This window comes from Ruegeria sp. YKSF070, from assembly GCF_059612725.1.
The window spans coordinates 76022-101388 of sequence record NZ_JBXWRD010000006.1 but is presented as its reverse complement, the minus strand read 5'-3'; the positions used below and the strand labels follow the sequence as shown (position 1 = coordinate 101388).

At 63.7% G+C, this 25367-nt stretch carries 21 protein-coding genes and 2 tRNA genes; 13 read left to right on the top strand and 10 right to left on the bottom strand.

All coding sequences use genetic code 11. The features are described from left to right. Positions 1–4 precede the first annotated feature (4 nt). The 7 genes from AC2FL1_RS04980 (at position 5) to AC2FL1_RS04950 (ending at position 8683) form a co-directional block, all read left to right on the top strand. On the top strand, positions 5–1999 hold the full coding sequence (locus AC2FL1_RS04980; RefSeq protein WP_496876170.1) for a CocE/NonD family hydrolase: 1995 nt from the start codon (positions 5–7) through the stop codon (positions 1997–1999). Between the two features lie 125 nt (positions 2000–2124). Next, on the top strand, positions 2125–3708 hold the full coding sequence (locus AC2FL1_RS04975; RefSeq protein WP_496876169.1) for an ABC transporter substrate-binding protein: 1584 nt from the start codon (positions 2125–2127) through the stop codon (positions 3706–3708). Positions 3709–3723: 15 nt separating this feature from the next. Next, a complete protein-coding gene (locus tag AC2FL1_RS04970) occupies positions 3724–4680 on the top strand; it encodes an ABC transporter permease (RefSeq protein WP_164128392.1) in 957 nt (318 codons plus the stop codon). Further along, entirely contained in the window at positions 4677–5492 is an 816-nt protein-coding gene (locus tag AC2FL1_RS04965) for an ABC transporter permease (RefSeq protein ID WP_496828206.1), read from the top strand. The genes AC2FL1_RS04970 and AC2FL1_RS04965 overlap by 4 nt, the downstream gene beginning before the upstream one ends. Then, positions 5489–7126, top strand: a complete 1638-nt coding sequence (locus tag AC2FL1_RS04960) for an ABC transporter ATP-binding protein (RefSeq protein ID WP_496876168.1) — start codon at positions 5489–5491, stop codon at positions 7124–7126. Before AC2FL1_RS04965 ends, AC2FL1_RS04960 begins: the two co-directional genes overlap by 4 nt. A gap of 95 nt (positions 7127–7221) precedes the next feature. Continuing rightward, a complete protein-coding gene (locus tag AC2FL1_RS04955; RefSeq protein WP_496876167.1) occupies positions 7222–8058 on the top strand; it encodes an alkaline phosphatase family protein in 837 nt (278 codons plus the stop codon). Positions 8059–8116: 58 nt separating this feature from the next. Then, the gene (locus AC2FL1_RS04950) at positions 8117–8683 is read left to right on the top strand and encodes a DUF4453 domain-containing protein (protein ID WP_496828212.1); all 567 of its coding nucleotides are present in this window, start codon (positions 8117–8119) and stop codon (positions 8681–8683) included. Positions 8684–8696: 13 nt separating this feature from the next. Here AC2FL1_RS04950 and AC2FL1_RS04945 read toward each other — a convergent pair whose 3' ends face one another. The 8 genes from AC2FL1_RS04945 to AC2FL1_RS04910 all read right to left on the bottom strand — a co-directional run bounded on the left by AC2FL1_RS04945 (position 8697) and on the right by AC2FL1_RS04910 (position 15763). Beyond that, a complete protein-coding gene (locus tag AC2FL1_RS04945; RefSeq protein ID WP_496876166.1) occupies positions 8697–9650 on the bottom strand; it encodes an alpha/beta hydrolase in 954 nt (317 codons plus the stop codon). Then, complete coding sequence (locus tag AC2FL1_RS04940) at positions 9638–11527, bottom strand: acyl-CoA synthetase (protein ID WP_234144733.1); 1890 nt, start codon at positions 11525–11527, stop codon at positions 9638–9640. Before AC2FL1_RS04940 ends, AC2FL1_RS04945 begins: the two co-directional genes overlap by 13 nt. Positions 11528–11752: 225 nt before the next feature. Next, positions 11753–12181 (bottom strand): peptidoglycan-binding protein LysM, encoded by a 429-nt coding sequence (lysM, locus tag AC2FL1_RS04935; protein WP_496828218.1) that lies wholly within the window; start codon positions 12179–12181, stop codon positions 11753–11755. A gap of 66 nt (positions 12182–12247) precedes the next feature. Next, positions 12248–14047: an ABC transporter transmembrane domain-containing protein gene (locus AC2FL1_RS04930; protein ID WP_496876165.1), complete on the bottom strand. Its 1800-nt coding sequence runs from the start codon at positions 14045–14047 to the stop codon at positions 12248–12250. A gap of 160 nt (positions 14048–14207) precedes the next feature. Beyond that, positions 14208–14282 (bottom strand) — tRNA-Gly (locus AC2FL1_RS04925). Between the two features lie 88 nt (positions 14283–14370). Continuing rightward, positions 14371–14457, bottom strand: a tRNA-Leu gene (locus tag AC2FL1_RS04920). 226 nt (positions 14458–14683) lie between these two features. Then, positions 14684–15244 carry a tetratricopeptide repeat protein gene (locus tag AC2FL1_RS04915; protein ID WP_496876164.1) on the bottom strand — a complete coding sequence of 187 codons (561 nt, stop codon included), beginning with the start codon at positions 15242–15244 and terminating at the stop codon, positions 14684–14686. A 30-nt stretch (positions 15245–15274) separates the two neighbouring features. After that, positions 15275–15763: an Lrp/AsnC family transcriptional regulator gene (locus tag AC2FL1_RS04910; protein ID WP_496828224.1), complete on the bottom strand. Its 489-nt coding sequence runs from the start codon at positions 15761–15763 to the stop codon at positions 15275–15277. A gap of 104 nt (positions 15764–15867) precedes the next feature. Between AC2FL1_RS04910 and putA the strand changes: the two genes are divergently transcribed. Then, a complete protein-coding gene (gene putA / locus AC2FL1_RS04905) occupies positions 15868–19272 on the top strand; it encodes a bifunctional proline dehydrogenase/L-glutamate gamma-semialdehyde dehydrogenase PutA (RefSeq protein ID WP_496876163.1) in 3405 nt (1134 codons plus the stop codon). Between the two features lie 122 nt (positions 19273–19394). Further along, positions 19395–20138 carry a rhomboid family intramembrane serine protease gene (locus AC2FL1_RS04900; RefSeq protein WP_496828228.1) on the top strand — a complete coding sequence of 248 codons (744 nt, stop codon included), beginning with the start codon at positions 19395–19397 and terminating at the stop codon, positions 20136–20138. A 70-nt stretch (positions 20139–20208) separates the two neighbouring features. On the opposite strand, the gene AC2FL1_RS04895 is transcribed toward AC2FL1_RS04900, so the two are convergent. Next, a complete protein-coding gene (locus AC2FL1_RS04895) occupies positions 20209–20994 on the bottom strand; it encodes an inositol monophosphatase family protein (protein ID WP_496828230.1) in 786 nt (261 codons plus the stop codon). Positions 20995–21169: 175 nt separating this feature from the next. On the opposite strand from AC2FL1_RS04895, the gene AC2FL1_RS04890 reads away from it, so the two are divergent. After that, on the top strand, positions 21170–22210 hold the full coding sequence (locus AC2FL1_RS04890; RefSeq protein WP_496828232.1) for an NADP-dependent oxidoreductase: 1041 nt from the start codon (positions 21170–21172) through the stop codon (positions 22208–22210). A gap of 235 nt (positions 22211–22445) precedes the next feature. Beyond that, positions 22446–22805, top strand: a complete 360-nt coding sequence (locus AC2FL1_RS04885; RefSeq protein WP_234218315.1) for a hypothetical protein — start codon at positions 22446–22448, stop codon at positions 22803–22805. Between the two features lie 42 nt (positions 22806–22847). On the opposite strand, the gene AC2FL1_RS04880 is transcribed toward AC2FL1_RS04885, so the two are convergent. After that, positions 22848–23753 carry a LysR family transcriptional regulator gene (locus AC2FL1_RS04880; protein WP_496828234.1) on the bottom strand — a complete coding sequence of 302 codons (906 nt, stop codon included), beginning with the start codon at positions 23751–23753 and terminating at the stop codon, positions 22848–22850. 106 nt (positions 23754–23859) lie between these two features. On the opposite strand from AC2FL1_RS04880, the gene metF reads away from it, so the two are divergent. Beyond that, on the top strand, positions 23860–24726 hold the full coding sequence (gene metF / locus AC2FL1_RS04875; RefSeq protein ID WP_496876162.1) for a methylenetetrahydrofolate reductase [NAD(P)H]: 867 nt from the start codon (positions 23860–23862) through the stop codon (positions 24724–24726). Between the two features lie 61 nt (positions 24727–24787). Continuing rightward, positions 24788–25273: a PaaI family thioesterase gene (locus tag AC2FL1_RS04870; protein WP_496828238.1), complete on the top strand. Its 486-nt coding sequence runs from the start codon at positions 24788–24790 to the stop codon at positions 25271–25273. The last annotated feature ends 94 nt before the right edge of the window (positions 25274–25367 follow it).

Below are 25367 nucleotides of genomic sequence, written 5' to 3'. Positions count from 1 at the left end.
GCGCATGACGCAAAAGAATACCCTGCGCGAGATCGAAGAACTGGCCGACAAGGGCATCACCCTGTCCGATGGCACCCGCCTGTCGGCCCGGGTTTGGCGTCCGGTCGATGCGGGCGACGATCCGGTGCCCGCGATCCTGGAATACCTGCCCTATCGCAAGCGCGATGGCACCTGCGCCCGCGATGCGCTGACCCATCCGTGGATCGCCAAGCGCGGCTATGCCTGCATCCGCGTCGACATTCGCGGCAATGGCGACAGCCAGGGCCTGATGGAGGACGAGTACACCCAACAGGAACTGGACGATGCCGTCGAGGTGATCCACTGGCTGGCCAAGCAACCCTGGTGCAGCGGCGCCGTTGGGATGATGGGGATCAGCTGGGGCGGGTTCAATTCGCTTCAGGTCGCGGCGATGCAGCCCGCGCCGCTTAGGGCGATCATCACGCTCTGTTCCACCGTCGACCGCTATGCGGACGATATCCATTTCAAGGGCGGGTGCCTGCTCAACGAGAACCTGGGCTGGGGGGCCACGATGTGGTGTTTCTCGTCCCGCGCGCCCGATCCGGCGCTGGTAGGCGATGCCTGGCGCGACATGTGGCTGGAGCGTCTGCGGGCGCAAACCTTCCTGCCCGAGACCTGGTTGCGGCACCAGACTCGCGACGCCTATTGGCAACATGGCTCGATCTGCGAGGATTTCAGCGCGGTCAAAACGCCCACGCTGGCCATCAGCGGCTGGGGCGACAGTTACATGAACACGGTACCGCATCTGGTGGAAAACCTGCAAACGGTGGCTAAGGGCATCAACGGGCCATGGATTCACAAATACCCGCATTTCGCCATTCCCGGCCCCCGCATCGGATTCCTGCAAGAGGCACTGCGCTGGTGGGATCGCTGGCTGAAGGGCATAGAGAACGGCGTCGAGGATGAGCCTGACTATCGCGCCTATGTGATGGACGGCATCCCGCCCGAGACCAAAAGCCGGTTCCGCCCCGGACGTTGGATCGCTGAACAGACGGGTGCGACCCGCCACCTCCCGATGGAAACCCTGCATCTGAGCGATGACGGGCTGGGACCCAAAGGACCGCTGACCGCGCAGGTCAGCACGCCCTTGCACGCGGGCATGGATTGCGGCGAATACGGGTCGTTCTGGGCCGGGCCGGAATTGCCGGGCGACCAGCGGCTGGACGATGCGCTGTCGGTGACCTTCGACAGCGCCCCACTGCCCCAGCGGATGGATATCGTCGGCGCCCCTCGCCTCCGGCTGCGGCTGAGCGCGGACAAGCCGCAGGCGCAGATCGCGGTGCGGCTGAACCATGTGCTGCCCGATGGCACCTCGGCCCGGATCACCTGGGGCGTGCTGAACCTGACCCATCGCGACAGCCATGCGGCACCGCAGGCATTGGAGCCGGGGCGGATCTATGACATCGCCTTCGACCTGGATCATATCGGATATCGCGTGCCCGCCGGGCACCGGCTGAGGGTGGCAATCTCGTCGTCATACTGGCCGATGATCTGGCCCTCGCCAGAGCGCACCTGCCTGACTCTGCACGAGGCCGCCATCGACCTTCCTCAGCGGCCGGCAGGCGAGACGGACGAATGGGTCTTTCCGCCCGAAGATGCAGACCCGCCCTGGCAGATCCGCACCCTGCGCGAAGGCTCGAACACCCGCCGCACCGAGATCGACAAGGCCACAGGCGCTGTAAGGCTGACCATCGTAGACGATGCCGGCCTGGTTGAGGACATGGAACATGGCGCCATCTCTGGCACCATCGCGCGCGAGGAATGGGTGATTCACCCCGACGATCCCGCTTCGGCCCGTGGTATCTGCCACTGGACCGCGGAAACCGGACGGGGCGATCTTTCTTTACGGACGGAAACCCGGAGCGAAATGTGGTCGGACGCAGAGCATTTCTACCTCAAAGCCTCGATTGAAGCCTATGAAAACGACGTAAAGATATATGAGAACGACAAATCCAGCCAAGTTCGGCGTGATATGCTCTGACCGCAGGAAAGACAGTCGCCAGACATTCCCGCTTGCCCGAAGGGGCGAAATACGCAAACCTTGATTCGTCAGTCAACAAAAACCGTGCTGTAAGAACGCGCGACCACTCAACAGGGGAGATTTAGATGAACGAACAACTCGAACATATGGCCGGACGGGTCACCGCCGGCAAAATGACCCGCCGCGAGTTCATGGGCAAGGCCGCCGCATTGGGCGTGTCGGCCGCCGTGGCCAGTTCGATATTTGCGCAGGCGGCACGAGCCTCGGAGCCCAAGCGCGGCGGCGTGGTCAAACTTGGCTCGGTCGGCGGTGAGTCGACCAACTCGCTCGACCCCGCCACCTATGCCAGCCAGGTACCCTATCACAACGGCAACCAGTTCGGCGATACGCTGGTGAACGTGGCCCCGGACGGTACCATCGAGAACCGGCTGGCCGAAAGCGTCGAGGCCAGCGCCGACGCCAAGACCTGGAGCTTCAAGATCCGTCAAGGCGTCGAATTCCACAACGGCAAGACCCTGACTGCCGAGGACGTGCTGAAGACGATGCAGCGCCACTCGAACGAGGATTCGAAATCAGGCGCGCTCGGCATCATGAAGGGCATCGAGTCGATGAAGGTCGACGGCGATTACTTCCATGTCACTCTGGGAGATGCCAACGCCGACCTTCCCTATCTGATGGCCGACTATCACCTGATCATCCAGCCCGATGGCGGCATGGACGATCCGGGCGCGGGCATCGGGACCGGCGCCTACAAGATGGAAGTCAATGAACCGGGCGTGCGCCACGTCTATTCGAAATTCGCCAACTACTGGGGCGATGACGGCTTTTTCGACGGCGTGGAAATCCTGGTCATCAACGATGCCACCGCCCGGACCGCAGCACTTCAGTCGGGCCAGGTGCATATCATCAACCGCGTTGAACCGAAGGTCGCCGGCCTCTTGAGCCGTGCGCCGAACCTGACCGTGCATTCGACCCCGGGCCGCGGCCACTATGTCTTCATCATGCATGTGGACAAGGCGCCGTTCGACAACAAGGATCTGCGCCTGGCGCTGAAATACGCCATCAACCGCGAAGAGATGGTGGAAAAGATCCTGCGCGGCTACGGCTCGGTCGGCAATGACATGCCGATCAACGCGGCCTATCCCCTGTTCGACAGCGCGATCCCGCAACGCGAGTTCGACCTGGCAAAGGCGGCCGAGCACTACAAGGCATCCGGTCACGACGGCTCGCCCATCGAACTCCGTGTGTCGGATGTGGCCTTCCCCGGCGCCGTCGACGCCGCCGCGCTGTTCCAGCAGACCGCGGCCGCCGCTGGCATCCCGCTGGAGATCAAGCGCGAGCCTGGCGATGGCTACTGGTCCGAGGTCTGGAACGTGCAGCCCTTCTGCGCCTCGTATTGGGGTGGGCGTCCGGTGCAGGATCAGATGTACTCGACCGCGTACCTGTCCACGGCAGACTGGAACGACACCAAGTTCAAGAACGCCGATTTCGATGCGATGCTGCTCCAGGCCCGCGCCGAACTGGATTCGGCCAAGCGCAAGGAGATCTACTCGAAGATGGGTATGATGCTGCGCGACGAAGGCGGCCTGATCTGTCCGATGTTCAACGACTTCGTGGACGCGACCAGCAACACGCTGGCCGGTTGGGAAACCGACCCCAACGGCGAGTTGATGAGCGGTCAGGTCACCCGCAAAATGTGGTTCGCCTGATCCGGGTCCGGCAGCATGCACCCGATCGTGAAACTTGTGTCCCAGCGCCTTGCGCTGGGACTCATGCTCCTCTTCGGCGCTTCAGCCCTGATTTTCGGCCTGACCGAAGCGCTTCCCGGAGACGCCGCGCAAGCCGTCCTGGGACAGTCCGCAACCCCCGAGTCCCTGGCGAACCTGCGCGAGGAAATGGGCCTCGACCGTCCCGCGCTGACGCGCTACTTCGAATGGCTGGGCGGCATTCTGCAAGGCGATCTGGGCAAATCGCTGACCAACAAGCTCGACATTGCCGAATCGGTCGGCGGGCGTCTGGGCAACACGCTATTCCTCGCCTTCTGGGCCGCCATCGTGTCGGTGCCGCTGGCGATTTTCCTGGGTCTTCTGGCCGTGCGCTATCGCAACCGCTGGCCCGACAAGGTGATCTCGGCGGTGACGCTGACCACCATTTCCATCCCCGAGTTCCTGATCGGTTACGTTCTGGTCTATTTCGTCGCGGTGAAGCTGGGCATGTTCTCGCCACTGGCGATGATCAATGACAGCATGAGCCTGGGGCAGAAGCTGAACGCCATCGCCCTGCCGGTGATCGTGCTGACCATGGTGGTGCTGGCGCATATGATGCGGATGACCCGCGCCGCCATCCTGAACGTGATGCAATCGGCCTATATCGAGACCGCCGAGTTGAAGGGGCTGACCAACTTCAAGATCATCTATCGCCACGCCTTTCCCAATGCGATCGCACCGATCGTCAACGTGGTGATGCTGAACCTCGCCTATCTGGTGGTGGGCGTTGTCGTGGTCGAGGTGGTGTTTGTCTATCCCGGCATGGGGCAGTATCTGGTCGATCACGTGACCAAGCGTGACGTGCCGGTGGTGCTGGCCTGCGGGGTCATCTTTGCCGCGATCTATATCGGTCTGAACATGGTCGCCGATATCGTTGCCATTCTGGCCAACCCCAGACTGAGGCATCCGAAATGAAGAATATTCCAATTTCCGCCGCCATCGGCCTGGTCCTGACGGCGATGTATTTCATCGGGGCGATCTTTGCCCCGCTGCTGGCCCCCTATGGCATGGCCGAGGTGGTCGGCGATGTGTGGGAACCGTCGAGCAGCGAATACCTGCTGGGCACCGACAATATCGGCCGCGACCTGCTGAGCCGGATGATCTATGGCGGGCGCACCACCATCTTTGTCGCCACCATGGCCACCATCCTCAGCTTTACCACCGGGTCGATCCTGGGCTTTCTGGCCGCCGTGCTGGGCGGGTGGGCCGATCAGCTGATGTCGCGCACGGTGGACCTGATCATGTCGATCCCCTCGCTGATCACCGCCCTGGTGGTGCTGGCCATGGTGCCGGTGACCATCCCGGTGCTGATCCTGGTGATGGGCTTTCTCGATGCCACACGTGTCTATCGCCTCGCCCGCGCCGTGGCGGTCGACATCAACGTGATGGACTATGTCGAGGCCGCCAAACTGCGCGGCGAGGGCCGCGTCTGGGTCATCTTTCGCGAGATCCTGCCCAACGCCCTGTCACCGCTGGTGGCCGAGCTTGGTCTGCGCTTCATCTTCATGGTGCTGTTCATCTCGACCCTGTCGTTCCTGGGCCTGGGCGTGCAACCGCCGCTGGCCGATTGGGGTGGCATCGTGAAAGAGAACAAGGATGGCATCGTCTATGGCATCGGCGCGGCGCTTTACCCGGCCGTGGCCATCGCCACCCTGGCCATCTCGGTCAACTTGGTGGCCGACTGGGTGCTGAACCGCACCACATCGCTGAAAGGAGGCCGGGGATGAGCGAACCGCTTCTCAAGGTCCGTGGCCTCAAGATCGGCGCCACCGTCTATCCGCCGGGAGAAAAGCCGCATGACATCGAAATCGTGCACGGGGTCGATTTCGACCTCGAGCGCGGTAAGGTGCTGGGGCTGATCGGTGAATCCGGGGCCGGCAAGTCGACAATCGGTCTGGCCTCGATGGCCTATGGCCGGGGCGGCGTGAAGATCACCGGCGGCGAGGTCTGGGTCAACGGGCGCGACATCCTCAAGACCTCGCTCAAGGATATCCGTGGCCTGCGCGGCGGCGAGGTCACCTATGTCAGCCAGTCGGCAGCGGCTTCGTTCAACCCGGCCAAGAAGATCATGGAACAGGTGATCGAGGCGGCGGTGGAACAGAACAAGTTCACCAAGAAAGAGGCCGAGGCGCGTGCGCGCGCCCTGTTTGCCAAGCTGGGCCTGCCCGATCCCGACAATATCGGCGAGCGCTATCCGCACCAGGTCTCGGGCGGGCAATTGCAGCGCTGCATGACGGCGCTGGCGCTGTGTCCCGAACCCGATCTGGTGGTGTTCGACGAGCCCACCACCGCGCTGGACGTGACCACCCAGATCGACGTTCTGATGGCAATCAAGGAGGCGATTCAGGATACCGGCGTTGGCGCGCTTTACATTACCCATGATCTGGCGGTGGTGGCGCAGGTAAGCGACGACATCATGGTGCTGCGGATGGGCGACATGGTCGAGTACGGCGAGACCGATCAGATCATCAACCGCCCGCAGCAAGAGTATACGCAGGCGCTGGTCTCGGTTCGCTCGATCGAGCATGAGGAGAAGAAACCGACGCCCGAGCCGGTGCTGTCGGTCAAGGGCATCTCGGCCCGCTACAAGGGGCTGGCCTTTGACGTGCTGCATGACGTCACCGTCGATCTGCATCCCGGCCAGACCCTGGCCGTGGTGGGCGAAAGCGGCTCGGGCAAGTCGACGCTGGCGCGGGTGATCACCGGCCTGTTGCCCCCGCGCGAGGGCGAGATCACCTTTGCCGGGCGCAAACTCAGCCGCGATCTGGCCGGGCGTTCGCGCGAGGACTTGCGCGAGTTGCAGATGATCTACCAGATGGCCGACACCGCGATGAACCCGCGTCAGACCGTGGGCACCATCATCGGCCGGCCGCTGGAGTTCTATTTCGGGCTGCGCGGCGCCGAAAAGCGCAAGCGCATCATCGAACTGCTGGACGAGATCGAGATGGGCGAGAAGTTCATTGATCGCTATCCGGCCGAGCTGTCGGGTGGTCAGAAACAGCGCGTCTGCATCGCCCGCTCGCTGGCGGCCAAGCCCAAGATGATCATTTGTGACGAGGTGACCAGCGCGCTTGACCCATTGGTGGCCGACGGCATCCTGAAGCTGCTGCTCGACCTGCAAAAGATCGAGGATGTCGCCTATCTGTTCATTACACACGATCTGGCGACGGTGCGGGCGATCTCGGATTCCATCGCGGTGATGTATCAGGGCCGGGTGGTCCGCTACGGGCCCAAGAGCCAGGTGCTGAGCCCGCCGTTCGACGACTATACCGACCTCTTGCTCAGCTCGGTGCCAGAGATGCGTCTGGGCTGGCTGGAAGAGGTGGTCGCCCATCGCAAGATGGAAAGCGCCGGAAACTGAAATCCAGACCCTGATACAGGGTCTGGCCTCAGATTTTTCGAAAAATCTGAGGCATTTTCTGTGCCAGAAAATGCGTCCCGAACCGGAGTTATCTCATGGACCGCAAGCTTCTTCTCATCATCCTAGATGGTGTCCCTTATCGGAACTTCCGGCGGCTTTTCGGCAATCTCGAAGGCTGGGTCGATAGCGGCGAGGCGCGAGTGTGGAAACTGCGCGCGGTGCTGCCCTCGATCTCGGCCAGTTGCTATGCCTCGATCCATACCGGGGTCACTCCGCAGGAACACGGCTGCACCGGCAACGGCAACGTGTTCCGGATGGAACACAAGGATATCTTCAGCCAGGTCCGCGCGGGCGGCGGTGTGACCGGCGCGGTTACCCACAGTTTCTGGTCGCAATTCTTCAACCGCCACCCGTTCGATTATGTGCGGGACATCGAATATGACGAGCCCGACAGCGCCACGATCAACCATGGCCGGTTCCATACGATGACCGGTTACGGCCATGACAACCAGATGACGCCCTCGGATGTGGACCTGTTCGCGACCCTAACCAATCTGTGCCTGCGTTTCGGGCTGAACTATGGCGTCCTGCACACCTGCACGCTGGACAGCATGGGACACCGGTTCCATCACGACTGCACCGAGATGGATCATGCCTGTTTCGTGATGGACGAGATGCTGGCCCCCTTCATCCCGCGCTGGCGGCAGCTGGGCTATGACGTGATCGTCACCGCCGATCACGGTCAGGACGAACGTGGCCATCACGGTGGGCGCCATCCGTTGCAGCAGGAAACCGCGCTTTATTACTTCGGTGATGCCGAGGGGCCGGACCCTGATACGGTGATCGACCAGCTGCAACTGGCACCGGCCATCCTCGATCGTTTGGGTGCACCGATTGCCGAGACGATGAAGGCAGGGTCTTTCCTGAAATAGCCGGGCGTGTCAGGCTGGCGGTGTTTCGATCAACCGCATAGTCACCGGAGAATTTACGATGCGCCGCCTGTTGGCCCTGCTCTTTGCCCTGCTCATTGCCCTACCACTGCCCGCTCTAGCCGATGACGGCTGTCACGACCTGTGGTTCACCCGCAACCTGATCATGGACCGGGCCGGGTATTGTTTCGGCTCGACGCTGGGTCAGGCGGTGTTCGACAATCGCGGTTGCACCGGAAAATCCGTTAGCCTGGGCGCCGACGAGCAACGGCTGGTCACCCAAGTCCGCGCGCTGGAGCAAAGCCATGGCTGCAAGGTAGATACCGGGCAGACCTGGCTGGATCTGGACGACGTGTTCTGGCGGAGACAGCTCTGGGTCCTGCCGGTGCGGGATGAGTTCGAAAGCGCCTGCCTGGGCTGGCTGGGGCCGGTGATCGCATTACGCGCCGGACCTGGCCATGGCACCGCACCGGTCGGGCAGGTTCTGCCAGGCGACACTGTCGGCTACGCTCATATTCCGGTTGGCGGCTGGACCTATGTCACCACCCACACCCCCGACTGGCAGGTCAAGAGCGGCGGCTGGTTCGACCTTTCAATCCCCGAGCAATGCCGGGATTTCGCGGGCTGAGCCCGCACTCTCGTCAATCGTAGGGCCAGAGCCCCTGCCCCAGCGCCTCGATTGCCAGGGTGATCCGCTCGAAACTGTCGGCGGCGCGGGTGACACTGGAGCGCGCCCGCAAATAGCCATGCACCAGCCCCTCTTCGTTGATCCAGGCGGCACGGCCACCGGCAGCAGTGATGGCGGCGCAATAGTCGCGCCCGTCATCGCGCAGCGGATCGCAACCGGCGGTCACCGCCACAGTGGGTGGCAGGCCTGCGAAATCGCTGTCCGACAGCGGCGCCCAGCCGGGATCGCCCTGGGGCACTGGCCCATCGAAACGGACCGACTGGTAAAAGGCCACGTCCGCCGTGCTCAGCATCGGTGCCTCGGCATGTTCGCGGTATGAAGGCGCCTCGGGCCGGGCCGACAACAGCGGATAGATCAGCACCTGCCCCCAGAACTCGCGGCGCTGGCCGCGCAAGCGATGCGTCACCGCGGCCATCAGATTGCCGCCGGCACTGTCACCGGCCAGCACGATGGGATCGCCGAATTCGGTCTCGGCCCACCCCACAGCCGCCAGACAATCGTCAAGCTGCGCCGGGTGACGGTGTTCCGGGCAAAGCCGGTAATCGACAGCCACCACGCGGTAACCGGTTCTGGCACAAATCTCGGCGCAGACATCGTCGTGGCTGTCCAGCCCGCCCAGCACGAAGCCGCCGCCATGGGCATAGACCACGGTGCGCGTGGGCTGTCCCGCCCGGTAGAGCCGGACCGGGACACCGTCGGCATCGCGATCCTCGGCCCGTACCCCCTCGGGCCGGCCCGCATGAAAGGCGCGGCACATGGCGTCATAGACCTGACGCTGACCCTCGATACTCAGCGAGACCGCATCCTCGGGGTAGCTCTCAGCCGTGCGCCGGACAAAGGCCCACGTTTCGGCATCGAGCAGCCGGTCATAATCTACCGGCTGTCCCTCGCCACTCACTCTGCCCATTCCCAGGGCCGGGTATAGGCGCCCAGCACCTTGGCCACCTCGCCCTCGGTCGCGCCATGTGCCGCAAGCTGCGCCACCAGCCCGCGTTTCTTGTCATCGATCACCGACACCACCCGCGCGGCCGAACCCGCCTCGGTCAGGGCACCGTTATAGACACGCGTGATCGCGTTCTTGCGCAGATCGGGCTTGAACACCTTGCCGACGGCGGTCTTGGGCAGTTCCGGCAGGATGGTCATATGCTTTGGATGGGCGGCGCGTTCATGCACATGCACCTTGCAATACTCCATCAGTTCGGCCTCGGTCACCTTGCCGCCCTCGACCAGTTCGACAAAGGCGCAGGGTACCTCGCCGGCATGGGCGTCGGGCTGGCCGATGGCCCCGGCAAAGGCCACCGCAGGGTGACCCAGCAGCGCCTCTTCGATCTCGGCGGGGTCGATATTGTGACCGCCACGAATGATCAGATCCTTGGCCCGACCGGTGATCCACAGATAGCCGTCCGCGTCGAAGCGGCCCAGATCGCCTGTGCGCAGATGGGTTCCGTAGTAGAAGAGATCCTTGTTCTTGTCCTCTTCGGTATAGGTGTGACCCGCATAGACGCCCGGGTTCGAGATGCAGATCTCGCCGATCTCGTCCACCGCGCATTCGACGGGGCCATCGGGCGTGCCCTTGATGATCTTGACGTCCGTGTAGGGGAAGGGAATGCCGATCGAGCCGATCTTTTTCTCGCCATCCACCGGGTTACAAGACACCAGACAGGTGGCCTCGGTCAGGCCGTAGCCTTCGATGATGGTGACTCCGGTCGCTTCTTCGAAGCGGCGGAACAGTTCCACCGGAAGCGGTGCCGAGCCGGAAAACGCCGTCTTGACGCTGGAGATATCCGCATCGACCGGGCGCTGCATCTTGGCCGAGATTGCCGTCGGCACGGTGATGATGAACGAGACCTTCCAGCGTTCGATCAGCTTCCAGAAATTGTCGAACACGCCGTCGCCGCGATAACCGGCCGGGGTCGGGAACACCACATGCGCGCCCGAGGCCACCGCCGCCATCACGATGACATGGCAGGCAAAGACATGAAACAGCGGCAGCGGACACATGATGGTGTCCTCTTCGGTAAAGAGAAGCGTATGCCCCAGCCAGCCGTTATAGATCATGCCGGAATATTTGTGCTGCGCCACCTTGGGCATGCCGGTGGTGCCGCCGGTGTGGAAATAGCAGGCCACCCGGTCGCCAGCGGAATCCGCGAATGTCAGCTCGGTCGGATGCTTGCGCATTTCGCGGTTGAAGCTGAGGTAATCGGCGTGGGCCAGATGTTCCTTGTCCGCCATCTTGGGCCGCACCAGCGGCACGATCCAGGATTTGGGCGGTGTCAGGTAGCGGTTCAGATCGACCTCGAGCACGGTGGTCACATGCGGGGCGTGGCGCACCGCCTCGGCCACCTTCTGCGCGATGTCGGTCTTGGGGAAAGGCTTCAGCGTGACCACCACCTTGGCGTTGGTTTCGCGCAGGATCGCCGCGATCTGCTCGGGCTCCAACAGCGGGTTGATCGGGTTGACGATGCCCGCCACCGCACCGGCCAGCATGGTGATCAGCGTCTCGTTGGTGTTGGGCAGCACATAGGCCACCACATCGTTTTCGCCGATACCAAGGCTGCGGAACAGGTTGGCGGCCTGGTTGACCTTGGACAGAAGCTGCGACCAGGTCAGGGTTTCGGCCTTGTCGGTCGGCCCCGACAACAGCTGATAGCTCATGGCGTTGTGGTTCGGGAACCGTGTCGCGGTCCGCGTCAGCAGCTTGTGCAGCGTGGCCGGAACGTCCCGCGCCTCCCACGGCATTTCGTTTTCGACACGTGCGCGGTCTTCGAGCCCGGCAAACGGCATGAGCAATCCTCCCCAAGGGCCCGTTTCCCGGGCCATTCCATCCTTGATCCCAAGATGCGAAGAAACGCATCCCGGCGCAAGCTGGCGCATAACCGGATGGCGCCGCGAAAGCGCCCGTGACGCAACGGCGAAAGGAAGGTGACGTTGCGCCCCCGAGCGCTTTGAGCGGTGAAATCAAGGGGGCGGCCCACCGTGTCGCCTCCTTTTGCAATTCGCCTGCTGATGTCAGGCCTGCGGAATACGCAGCATCTGGCCAGGATAGATCTTGTCCGGATGACTGAGCATCGGGCGGTTGGCCTCGAAGATCTCGTTGTAGCGGCTGCCCTTGCCCAGCGTCTTTTCCGCAATCGCCCACAGGGTGTCGCCCTTGGTTACCGTGTGGAACACCGGTTCGGCACCGCCACCGGTGGTCTGGTCATCCACCGCGCCCACGCCTTCGACATTGCCGACCGCCAGGATGATCTTTTCCTTCAGCTCGTCGCTTGCCGCCGCGCCGTGCAGCTTGACGGTATCGCCCTCGACCGAGATCTCGACACCGCTGGCGTCCAGTCCCAGATCCGCGATCTCTTTTTGCAGCGCCTCGACCTGCGGCTCTTCCGCGCCACCGCCAAAAAGCTTCTTGCCGCTATCCTTCACAAAGCTCCACAGACCCATGCCCGCTCTCCTTCGGTTCCAACTGGTTCCAAGGATGCGCCCGCGCAGAGTTGGGAATAAGGGGAATTATTCCGCCGCCAGCCCATCGGTGAATTGAAGCCGTGCCAAACGGGCATAGAGCCCGCCGCCGGTCACCAGTTCGTCATGGGTGCCCTGGGCGACGATGCGACCTTCTTCCAGCACCACGATGCGATCGGCCTTTTTCACCGTGGCCAGCCGGTGGGCCACGATCAGCGTGGTGCGATCGGCGCTCAGCCGTTCCACCGCCTGCTGAACCGCGCGCTCGCTTTCGGCATCCAGCGCCGAGGTCGCCTCGTCCAGGAGCAGAACAGGCGCGTCGCGCAGGATGGCGCGGGCGATGGCGATGCGTTGCTTCTGGCCACCCGACAACATCACGCCGCGTTCACCGACGAAACTGTCATAACCTTCGGGCAGGGCCGCGATGAATTCATGCGCCGCGGCTGCGCGGGCGGCTTCCTCGACCTCGGCGTCGGTGGCCGAGGGGCGACCAAAACGGATGTTCTCCCGCGCCGAGGCGGCAAAGATCATCGGATCCTGCGGCACCAGCGCCATATGGCGGCGGAATGCGGGCCGCGCCAGTGTCGTCAGGTCCTGCCCGTCCAGCAGTACCCGGCCCGATTGCGGGTCATAGAACCGCTGGATCAACTGGATCACCGTGGTCTTGCCGGCGCCCGAGGGGCCGACAAAGGCCACCGTTTCACCCGGCTGCACGGTCAGGCTCATGCCATCAAGCGCCACCTGATCCGGCCGTGCCGGATAACGGAAGGTCACGTTGTCAAAGGTGATTTCGCCCCGTACCGGCGTGTTCAGCGTCGCTGGAGCCACAGGATCATTCACCGTATCTTCGGCATTGAGCAGTTCGACCAGACGTTCGGTCGCGCCGGCAGCACGTTGCAACTCGCTCCAGATCTCGGAGAGCGCGGCCACCGCACCGGCCATGATCACCGAATAGATCACGAACTGAATAAGCGTGCCTTCGGTCATCACACCGGCACGCACGTCATTGGCGCCCATCCAGAGCACGCCCACAATGCCCGAGAACACCAGAAAGATCACGATCACGGTCAGCACCGCGCGCGTGGCGATCCGGCGGCGCGAGACATCATAGGCAGTTTCGGTCACCTCGGCGAATGCTGCCCGGCTGGCGATCTCGTTGGTATAGGATTGCACCGTCTGCACCGCGCCCAGCGCCTCGCCCGCGTTGCCGGAACTGGCCGCGATCCAGTCCTGATTCTCGCGGCTGATGGCGCGCAGACGGCGGCCCAGCACAAGAATCGGTACCAGCACCGCAGGCACCAGCAGCAGCACCAGCCCCGTCAGCTTGGCCGAGGTCAGCAGCATCAGCACCAGGCCGCCCGCAAACAGCAGCATGTTGCGCAGCGCGATCGAGGCCGAGGATCCCAGCACCGATTGGATCAGCGTGGTATCGGTGGTGATCCGGCTCAACACCTCGCCGGTCATGATGCGTTCGAAGAATTCCGGGCTCATTCCGATCACCCGGTCGAACACCGCCTTGCGGATATCGGCCACCACGCGTTCGCCCAGCCGGGTGACCAGCGCGTAACGGATGCCGGTGCCCAGCGCCAGTACCCCGGCAATACCCAGCGCGGCCAGGAAATACACATCCAGCAAGTCGCCATTTTCGATGCGGAAATTATCGACCACCCGGCGTACCGCCAACGGCAGGGCCAGCGACATGCTCGCCGTCAGCACCAGCGCCATCAGCGCGCCCGCCATCAGCAACTTGTAGGGCTTCATGAACGGCCAGAGCGCGGACAGCACGCCAACCTTCTTCGAGCCTGCGCGCTCTTCGCTGGCGACGGGGGCGGTGGGTCTGCGAGCCATGCGTTGCGATATCCTGCCATTGATCCGGATGCGCCCGGAAACCCGGGCTAGGTTCAGCTTCATGGAGGCGCGACCAGGCAGGGTCAAGCAATCTGCGTGCCCGGACCCTGTAAAAAGGTCCAAATGACGCAATCGGACGGATATGTCGGTGCTGATGTGTTGGAGCGGGCGGCGGGAATCGAACCCGCTTCATCAGCTTGGAAGGCTGAGGTAATAGCCAGTATACGACGCCCGCTCAGCAAGGGGATAGCTAAGACATGCATCCGGTGGCGTCAAGGCCCGGATTGTGCGCCATTCTTGCCCCACAAGGGAAGATGACTTGATGGTACGGGCGGCCGGATTTGAACCGGCACGGCCTATACGGCCCAGGCATTTTAAGTGCCATGTGTCTACCATTCCACCACGCCCGCATCTCGTGAATCCGGAAGGGGAGGCCGGCATTTCTGCCGGCCGTCAGGTCCAGGTGGAACTCGATAACAAACTCTGGAAAAACAGCAAGGCCAAGGCCCTGCAACTCGTAACGAACTCAAATCAACCACCGGCCCCAACCGGATCCTTCTCCCTCTAATCAGATAGAGGGCCAATCTCAATGTGACGCAGATCACGACTGGCAAAAAAAGTGAAGATTCGCCGTGCTCAGATGTCCTGACCCTTGGGCTCCAGGGCGCCTCCGGGTGCAACAAGTCCACGCTCTGGCAACCAGGGATTGAGTTTGAGCGCTTCGGCCAGGGCCATGCGCGCCTCGTCCAGGCGTCCCAGGCCCATCAGCGTCAGCGCCCGGCCGCTCATCGCGGCCACGTGGTTCGGAGACAGGGCCAGCGCCTTGTCGAGATCGGGCAGCGCGGCGGCATAGTTCTGCCGCAGGTATTGGACAAAAGCTCGTTGATTATAGCCCTCGGCATAGTCGGGACAGTAGTCGACCAGCCGGTCGAACTCGTTCAATGCTCCCAGCAGGTCCCAGGCCCTGCGGCGCGACATGCCGTTGTCGAGGATCGCTTGGGCGACCTCGTCCGGCGCGTCAGCCCATAGCTCCCACATTTGGTTCGATATGGTGCGCGCATGCATTTCGTTGGGCGCAACGCGGATGTCTTCGATCAGATGCGCGATTTGCTCGGAGTTGTCTGGTGCAGCGGGGCATTCCGACGCCAGTGCGGCACCGGGGACGAGCAGGAAACAGGCAAGGGCAAGATGTCTCATATGCCAATGCTGACGCAAACGGGCCTCGCGTCAAGTAACGCTTTCGAGCGCGCCCAGCATTCCGGGTTCCTTCACCGCCTCCATCGCAACAAAGGTCGAGGTACTGGAAACATGCGGCAACGACGAAATGCGCTCGGCCAATACGGTTCGGTATTCGGTCATCGAATGCGTCCGCACCTTGAGCAGATAGTCAAAATTCGACGCGATCATATGGGCCTGTTCGACCTCGCCGATGCGGCGCACGGCGGCGTTGAATTCGGCCAGCGCCTTTTCTCGGGTGTCGCTCAGGCGCACCTCGACAAAGGCCACATGGTCAAGTCCCAGCCGAATGGGATCGACCATCGCGCGATAGCCGGTGATGATGCCTTCGGCCTCAAGCCGTTTGACCCGCGCCTGGGTCGGCGATTTCGACAGGCCGATGCGGCGGGCAAGGTCGGCGACCGACATCCGCCCGTCGGCGGCTAGCTCGGCCAGAATCGCCCGGTCGTGCCGGTCGAGGTTAGGAAAGTCCGTTTGCATCGCATTTACCCACATCTTTGGTGATTTGGACTGCGTTATCACAAAAATCAGGCGAATGAACCTGCAGTTGCGATGTATCATGCGCCAACTGACCCGGAGGCATTATGACCCACGCCCTGCGCACCCAAATCGACACTTTCACCTATGCCGACCAATCGGCGCTGCTCGACGCGCTGGTTGCGCAAGCGGCGCTGAGCCCGGAGGATCGCGCCGCGATCAGCGCCGCGGCCGCCGGGCTGGTGCGCGATATCCGCGCCAGCACCGCGCCGGGCATGATGGAAGTGTTCCTGGCCGAATATGGCCTGTCCACCGACGAGGGCATCGCGCTGATGTGCCTGGCCGAGGCGCTGTTGCGCGTGCCCGATGCCGACACCATCGACGCGCTGATCGAGGACAAGATCGCGCCGTCGGACTGGGGCAAGCATCTGGGGCATTCCTCGTCTTCGCTGGTCAATGCCTCGACCTGGGCGCTAATGCTGACCGGCAAGGTGCTGGACGAGCGCAAGGCAAGCCCCGTGGGCGCGCTGCGTGGCGCCATCAAGCGGCTGGGCGAGCCTGTGATCCGCACCGCCGTTTCCCGCGCGATGAAGGAGATGGGCCGCCAGTTCGTGCTGGGCGAATCCATCCAGGCGGCGATGAAACGGGCGCAGGGGATGGAGGCCAAGGGCTATACCTATTCCTATGACATGCTGGGCGAGGCCGCGCGCACCGAGGCGGATGCCGCGCGCTATCACCTGAGCTATTCCCGCGCCATTGCCGCGATTGCCGAGGCTTGTACCCATGGTGATATCCGCGCCAATCCGGGCATCTCGGTCAAGCTGTCGGCGCTGCATCCGCGCTATGAGTTGGCGCAGGAGGCCCGCGTCATGGACGAGCTGGTGCCGCGCCTGCGGGCGCTGGCGCTTTTGGCGAAGGCAGCCGGAATGGGTCTGAACGTGGACGCCGAAGAGGCCAACCGGCTGGCGCTGTCCTTGCAGGTGATCGAGGCGGTGATGGCGGAACCGGCGCTCAAAGGCTGGGACGGGTTCGGCATCGTGGTACAGGCCTATGGCCCGCGCGCCGGGCTGGTGATCGACACGCTCTACGAGATGGCGCAGCGCCATGACCGACGCCTGATGGTGCGGCTGGTCAAGGGCGCCTATTGGGACACCGAGGTGAAGCGCGCCCAGGTGGCGGGGGTCGACGGCTTCCCGGTCTTTACGCAAAAGGCGGTGACCGATGTCTCTTACATCGCCAATGCGCGCAAGCTGTTGGGCATGACCGACCGGATCTATCCGCAATTCGCCACCCATAACGCCCATACGGTCGCCGCGATCCTGCATATGGCGCGGGATGGCCAGCCCTATGAATTCCAGCGCCTGCACGGCATGGGCGAGACGCTGCATAACCTCGTTCTGACCGCCAACAAGACCCGCTGCCGCATCTATGCGCCGGTGGGCGCGCATCGCGACCTGTTGGCCTATCTGGTGCGGCGCCTGCTGGAGAACGGCGCCAACAGCTCTTTCGTCAACCAGATCGTGGACGAGAATGTGCCGCCCGAGGTGGTGGCCGCCGATCCGTTCGAGACGGTCAAGGCCCCAGCCAAGCCACTGAAGCGCGGCCCGGAGCTGTTTGCGCCCGAACGCCCGAACTCGAAAGGCTTTGACCTCGGCCACCAGCCCACGCTGGATGCGATCGACGCGGCACGCGATCCGTTCCGCAACCATCGCTGGCAGGCCGGACCGCTGCTGGCCGAGGAGGCCTCGCCCGAGGCCGAGGAGGCCGTGGTCAATCCCGCCGATCCGCATGACGTGCCCGGCAGCGTGGCCCCCGCAAGTGCGGCGGATGCCGAACTGGCGCTGGCCCGCGCCCAGCCCTGGCAGGCCCCGGCGGCCGAGCGCGCCGCCGTGCTGAACCGCGCCGCCGACCTTTACGAGGCGCATTATGGCGAGCTGTTTGCGCTGTTGCATCGCGAGGCGGGCAAGACCCTGATGGACGCGGTGGCCGAGCTGCGCGAGGCGGTGGACTTCATGCGCTATTACGCGGCCAATATCCCCGATGCGGCGCCTGCGGGCATTTTCACCTGCATCAGCCCGTGGAACTTTCCGCTGGCCATCTTCTCGGGCCAGATCGCGGCGGCGCTGGCCACCGGCAACGCGGTGCTGGCCAAGCCCGCGCCGCAGACCCCGCTGATCGCCCATCGCGCGGTAGAGTTGCTGCACGAGGCCGGGGTGCCGCGCGATGCGCTGCAACTCTTGCCGGGTGGTCCGGCGGTGGGGGCGGCGCTGACCTCGGATGCGCGGGTTTCGGGCGTGGCCTTCACCGGCTCGACCGCAACCGCGCAGAAGATCCGCGCCGCCATGGCAGCACATATGCGCCCGGGCACGCCGCTGATCGCGGAAACTGGCGGGCTCAATGCGATGATCGTCGATTCAACCGCGCTGCCGGAACAGGCGGTGCAGGCGGTGATCGAAAGCGCGTTCCAGTCGGCGGGCCAACGCTGTTCGGCGCTGCGCTGCCTCTACTTGCAAGAGGATATCGCCGAGGATGTGCTGACCATGCTCAAGGGCGCGATGGACGCGCTGGGCCTGGGCAACCCCTGGGCGCTGTCGACCGACAGCGGTCCGGTAATCGACGAGGCCGCGCGCCAGACCATCGCGGACCATGTGGCGCGCGCTCGGGCCGAGGGACGGGTACTGAAGGAACTGTCCCTGCCGCCCGAGGGCACATTCGTGGCCCCGACCCTGATCAAGGTCACAGGCATCGGGGCGCTGGAGCGCGAAATTTTCGGCCCCGTACTGCATGTGGCCACCTTCCGTTCGGACGAACTGGACCAGGTGATCGACGCGATCAACGCCACCGGCTATGGTCTGACCTTTGGCCTGCAAACCCGGATCGACGACCGGGTACAGCATGTGACCGAGGCGGTGCATGCGGGCAATATCTATGTCAACCGCAACCAGATCGGCGCCATCGTCGGCAGCCAGCCCTTTGGCGGCGAGGGTCTGTCGGGCACCGGCCCCAAGGCGGGTGGCCCGAACTACATGGCGCGCTTCTGTGCGCCGGATCGGCAGCAGGCGGCGGCCGACTGGGCCACGCCCATGGCCACCCTGCCCCGCGCGACCGGCACGCCCGCGCCGCTGCGAACACTGAGCCTGCCCGGCCCGACCGGCGAGTCGAACCGGTTGAGTGAGATGGCGCGTCCGCCGCTCTTGTGCCTTGGCCCCACGGCAGAAGCGGTCGCAGCGCAGGCGCAGGCAGTCGAGGCACTGGGGGGTACCGCCATCCGCGCCATCGGTTCGCTGAACGCCGAAGCACTGGAGACGGTAGAGGACATCTCGGGCGTGTTCTGGTGGGGTGACGAAGAGACCGCGCGCGCCTATGAACTGGCCCTGTCGCGCCGGCCCGGCCCGATCCTGCCGCTGCTCCCCGGCCTGCCCGACCGCGCCCGTGTTCTGGCCGAGCGCCATGTCTGCGTCGATACCACCGCGGCGGGCGGCAATGCCGCGCTGCTGGGCGGTATGGGCTAAGGCAGGGAGCCTCCCGCCTGCCGCCGGATCTTGCGATCCGCGGCAGTTGGGCCGGGCGCGCCGCGGACGCGGCGCACCCGGCGCCCCTTGACCTCCGCCGCGTTTGACCGCAGCGTCGCGGGATGTTTCCGATCCGCGATCACAACCCCTCGGGCCGAACGCCCTATGTCGTCTACCTGCTGCTGGCGGCCAATATCGGGATCTTTCTGGCCACTCTGGGCATCATGGAGGATCCCCGGCTGGTCGGCCGGTTTTACTATGACTATGCAATCATCCCCGCCCGGATCTCGAACGGCGACGGATGGCTGAACCTGGTCACCTCGACCTTTCTGCATGGCGGCTGGATGCATCTGGGTGGCAACATGCTGTTTCTGTGGATCTTCGGCGACAATCTCGAAGACGAGATGGGCCATCTGGGCTTTGCCTTGTTCTACCTGGCCGCAGGGATTGGGGCCGGGCTGATTCATGTTCTGAGCGGGCCGGGGTCGATGGTGCCGACCATCGGCGCCTCGGGCGCGATTGCCGGGGTGATGGGGGGCTATCTGCTGCTGTTTCCCCGTGCGCGCGTCGATATCCTGCTGATCCTGTTCGTCTATTTCCGCATTTTCACGATCCCCGCCTTTGTGATGCTGGGCGCCTGGCTGGGGTTCCAGTTCCTGGGCGGGTTCAGTTCCGATCCCGATACCGGCGGCGTCGCCTATTGGGCGCATACGGGCGGGTTTGCGGTGGGGTTGGTTCTGACGCTACCGCTTTGGCTGAAGCGTGGCGGGCGCGGATTCTGGCAGCGTACCGAGGGCCACCCGCCGCATCCCGAGCAGAAGTACCGCCTGTCACCCAGCCGGATCCCCAAGATACCGCGCAGGTGAGCGCCACGAACGCAAAAACCCGGCCCTTGGCCGGGTGCAAGATTTTTCGACGAAAAATCTCGGCCGCGGCTTAGCCGCGGATCACCTTGGCAAAGGGATCGAATATGTCGCCGTTTGCGCAGATCACTTCGCCGCTGTCGAGGATCGAGATTTCGGGATCAAGCGCCTCGACCAAGCCGCCTGCTTCCTTGACGATGATGATGCCCGCGGCCATGTCCCAGGCATTCAGGCGCCGCTCCCAGAACCCCTCGTAGCGGCCCGCCGCCACATAAGCCATGTCGAGCGCCGCCGAACCCCAGCGCCGTACACCGGCGCAGACCGGCATCAGCCGAGCCAGATCCTGCAGGGTCATCGGCAGGTCAGCGCGCCCACCAAACGGCAGACCAGTTGCAAAGATCGACTCGATCATCCGGTGGCGACCCGACACCCGGATACGCTGATCGTTCATCCAGGCGCCTTCGCCCTTTTCGGCAAAGAACATCTCGTCCTTGGCGGCGTCATAGATGACACCGGCGACAACCTTGCCCTTGTGCTCGAGCGCTATGGAGATCGCCCAATGCGGCAGTCCGTGCAGGAAGTTGGTGGTGCCGTCCAGCGGATCGACGATCCAGCGCCGAGTCGGGTCTTCGCCCTCTTCCGAGCCGCCCTCTTCGGCCACCCAGCCATAGGTCGGGCGGGCATTGCGCAGCTCTTCCTTGAGAATATTCTCGGCGGCGATATCGGCCTTGGACACGAAATCGCCCGCGCCCTTCATCGACACTTGCAGGTTCTCGACCTCGCGGAAATCCTTCACCAGCGACCGGCCTGCCTTGCGGGCGGCCTTGATCATGATGTTGAGGTTCGCACTGCCAATCATCGGGGGAGCTCCTGTTCGGTCAAGCCGCGCGTATACTCGCGCGGGCGCGACTTGCCAAGGGGCTCTCTGTGCAAGGCGGTTGCCATACCGGTGCATGGCGCCGCGTCATCGGCTCGGCACGGTTTGCAGCCCGCGAGCAGCACTTTAGACTGTTTCCGAACAAAGGAGCATCTCCATGACCGACCGCATGTACCGCATCGCCCTCGCCAGCCGCCCGACCGGCGCGCCCGAGGCCGCCAATTTCTCATTTGAAGAAGCGCCCATTCCCACTCCCGGCCCCAGCGAGGTGCTGGTGCGGGTGCATTACATGTCGCTGGACCCCTATATGCGGGGTCGGATGGACGATGCCAAATCCTATGCCGCGCCGGTGCCCATCGGCGGCACGATGGAGGCCGGTGGCGTGGGCGAGGTGATTGCCTCGAACGATCCGAGGTTTGGGCCGGGCGACTTCGCCTTTGGCATGTTCGGCTGGGCGACACACGGCGTGCAACCGGGCAAGATGCTGCGCAAGATCGACCCCAAGGTGATGCCGATCACCACCGCGCTGGGCGTGCTGGGCATGCCGGGGTTCACCGGCTGGTTCGGGTTGCTGGAACATGGTCGGCCCAAGGCCGGTGAAACGCTGGTGGTGGCCGCGGCCACCGGGCCGGTGGGCTCGATGGTGGGTCAGGTCGCGCGCCTGGCCGGGCTGCGCACCGTGGGCGTCGCAGGAGGCGCCGACAAATGCCGCATCGCCACCGAGACATTTGGCTTTGACGCCTGCCTGGATCACCGCGCTTTTGAGACGGCAGCGGATCTGCGACGGGCGCTGGCCGCAGAATGCCCGGACGGGGTCGACATCTATTTCGAGAATGTCGGCGGCAAGGTGCTGGAAGCGGTGCTGCCGCTGATGAACAATTTCGGCCGCATCCCGATCTGCGGCATGATCAGCTGGTACAATGCCGGTGGCTTGGGCGCTGGCGCGTCGGACCCCGGGCTGACCGGCCCGGCAATCTGGCGCTCGATCCTGGTGAAGTTCCTTTCCGTGAACGGCTTCATCATCTCGAACCATTTCGACCGCTACCCTGCCTTCCTGACCGAAGTCGCACCGAAACTGGCCACCGGTGAGATCCGCTATCTCGAGGACGTGGCCGAAGGGCTGGAAAACGCGCCTGCCGCCTTCATGTCCATGCTGCGAGGCGGCAATACAGGCAAGCAGATCGTCAAGCTGATCTGATCCGGACCTGGCTGCGCTTCGCTTTTCGGTTCGAAAGCTGTGAAGCACAGCATCCATAAATTGCAATTTCGAGTGATTCTCTACTCTAAGATGTGATGTCGATCACATACCTGAACTCTTTTTCCTGTCAGCCTGATCCTGCTCGCATCGAGATTTGAGCGAGTTTGAAAGTCTAACGCTCAATCATATTAGGGCGGCGGCGCCTGCGTTTTCCGCCCGGAACAGGAGGAAGAACATGACCACCTATCACGAGTTTTCCCAGGAAGATATTCAGGGCCTGATCGACGCCGGCAAAGCCCATCACGACACCGTCAATCTCAAGGCGATGGGACCGTCCGATGCCATGCTGCACGCCTCGCCGCTGGTGCTGGGCGAAACCTGCATCTCGGTCACGGTCGAAGACCACAAGGTCTGTCTGCACCTGCCGATCATCGACAAGAAAATCTGCTTTCCGATCCCGGTTTCGGTGCCGAACGGAACCGCGGCAAAGGCATGCCTGAAGATCTGCACGACCATCGGCATCCCGACCGGTGTCTGCGTCACGATCTCGGCCCTGGGCATGCAGATTGTGCATCAATGCTTCGGCAAGTGCTGAACTGGACGCGTCAACCGGGGCCTTGTCCAAGACAAGGCCCCTCTATTGGTTTTGCAATTTGCGCGCCTCGGTCCGGGCAAGCCCGACCAGTTCCCGCACAAACGGTTTTTCCAGGTCCTCGCTGCGCACCGCCGCATAAAGCCGCCGGGTGATCCCCGTCTCGGTCAAGGGCCGCGTCACGTAGTCCGAGCTGTATTTCACTTCGCGCACCACCCAATCGGGCAGGACCGATACCCCCCGGTTCGACGCCACCAACAGCAGAATCACCGCCGTCAGCTCGGCCTGACGCACCTGCGCTGGTTCCACCTTGGCCGGGATCAGCAACTGGCTGAACACATCCAGCCGCGACCGTTCCACCGGATAGGTGATCAGCGTCTCACCCCGGAAATCCTCGGCCTCGATCCATGGCTTCGACGCCAGAGGATGGGTCGAGGCCGCGACAAACACCGCGTTGTAATCGAAAAGTTCCACGAACTCGACGCCAGGTATCTCCTCGGGGTCCGAGGAGACCACCAGATCCACCTCTTCCTTTTGCAGCGCCGGCAGCGCATCAAACGCCAGCCCGGGGCGGATATCCACATCCACATCCGGCCAGCTCTTGCGAAAGGCCTCCAGCACCGGAAACAGCCATTCGAAACAGGCATGGCATTCGATGGCGATATGCATTCGCCCCGATCGCCCGTCGCGCAAAGACGAGAACTCGGCCTGCATCGCCTCCACCTGCGGCAAGATCTGCTCGGCCAGCCTGAGCAGGCGCATCCCCGCCGCCGACAGTTTCATCGGCTTCGACCGCCGCACGAACAGCTCCACCCCCGCCTGATCCTCCAACCCCTTGATCTGATGGCTCAGAGCCGACTGGGTGATGTTCAGCTGATCGGCAGCGCGGGCCAGCCCGCCGCATTCATGGATCGCCTTGATGGTCCGCAAATGCCGGAATTCGATATGCATCCTATAGTATCACTCATGTTGTTCTTGAGTATTATGAAGTTGTCTCACAATGCTGCGGGTGCGACAAGAGGCGAAACACCGCCCCTTGCGCAGGATGACCGCCCAAATGACCACCCCCCAGATCTCCTTCGAATTCTTCCCGCCGAAAAACCTCGAAGCCTCGTTCCGGCTCTGGGATACGGTGCAGGTGCTGGCACCGCTGGCCCCCCGCTTCGTCTCGGTCACCTATGGCGCCGGCGGCACCACCCGCGAACTGACCCGCGACGCGGTCGCCACGCTGCACAAATCCTCGGGCCTCAACGTGGCGGCCCACCTGACCTGCGTGCAGGCCAGCCGCGAGGAAACGCTGGCCATTGCCGACAGTTTTGCACAGGCCGGTGTAACCGACATCGTCGCCCTGCGTGGCGACCCGCCCCAGGGCGCGGGCCGCTTCACGCCGCACCCCGGCGGTTTTGCCAATTCGGTGGAGTTGATCCAGGCCCTGGCCGAAACCGGCAAATTCGCCATCAGGGTCGGCGCCTATCCGGACATCCACCCCGAAGCCGCCAGCGCCCAGGCCGATATCGACTGGTTGAAGGCCAAGCTGGACGCAGGAGCGGATGAGGCGCTGACACAGTTCTTCTTCGAGGCGGACACCTTCTTCCGCTTCCGCGACGCCTGCGCCAAGGCGGGTATCGACAAGCAGATCACGCCCGGCATCCTGCCGATCGAGAACTGGAAGGGCGCTCGCAACTTCGCCCGTCGTTGCGGCACCCATATCCCTGCCTGGGTCGAGGACGCCTTTGACAAGGCCACCCGCGACGGGCGCGAGGATCTGCTGGCCACCGCCATCTGCACCGAACTCTGCTCGGACCTGATCGAGGGCGGCGTCGACAAGCTGCATTTTTACACGCTGAACCGCCCCGAACTGACCCGCGATGTCTGCCACGCGCTTGGCGTCACCCACAAGGTGGCGCTCCAGAACGTTGCGTAACGGTTGAGCATCCTGCGGCCCCTGCTAGCGTTCCTCCGACCTTGACCCGGAGGAACGCGCCATGACTTTCGCCAACGGACCCGAAGAGCTGCTGGGACCGGCCGACATGGCCAATATGTCGGGGCTCGATTTCATGCAGGGCATCCTCGATGGCCGCCTGCCCGCCCCGCCCATCGCGCGCACCATGGGGTATCACCTGCACGCGGTCGCGAAAGGCCGCGTCGCCTTTCGCGGCACGCCCAGTTTCGACGTCTGCAACCCGCTCGGCGCCGTGCATGGCGGCTGGTACGGCACCCTGCTCGACAGCGCCATGGCCTGCGCGGTGCAGACGATGGTGCCAAAGGGCGCGGCCTATACAACGCTGGAATACAAGATCAACATCATCCGTTCGATCCCGACCGGGACCGAGGTCGAGTGTATCGGGATCGCCGACCATGTCGGCCGCTCCACCGGCGTCGCCCATGGCGAGATCAGGGGCGTCGAGGACGACCGCCTTTATGCCACAGGCTCGACCACCTGCATCGTCCTGAATATCCCGCGCGGTTGATGTCGCGTATTTGCGACCAGAAAGAAGCGGCACCCCCGCCTTTTCATTCCGCCGAAAATACTCCCGCCGGAGGCATCCCACCTCTCAACCCGTT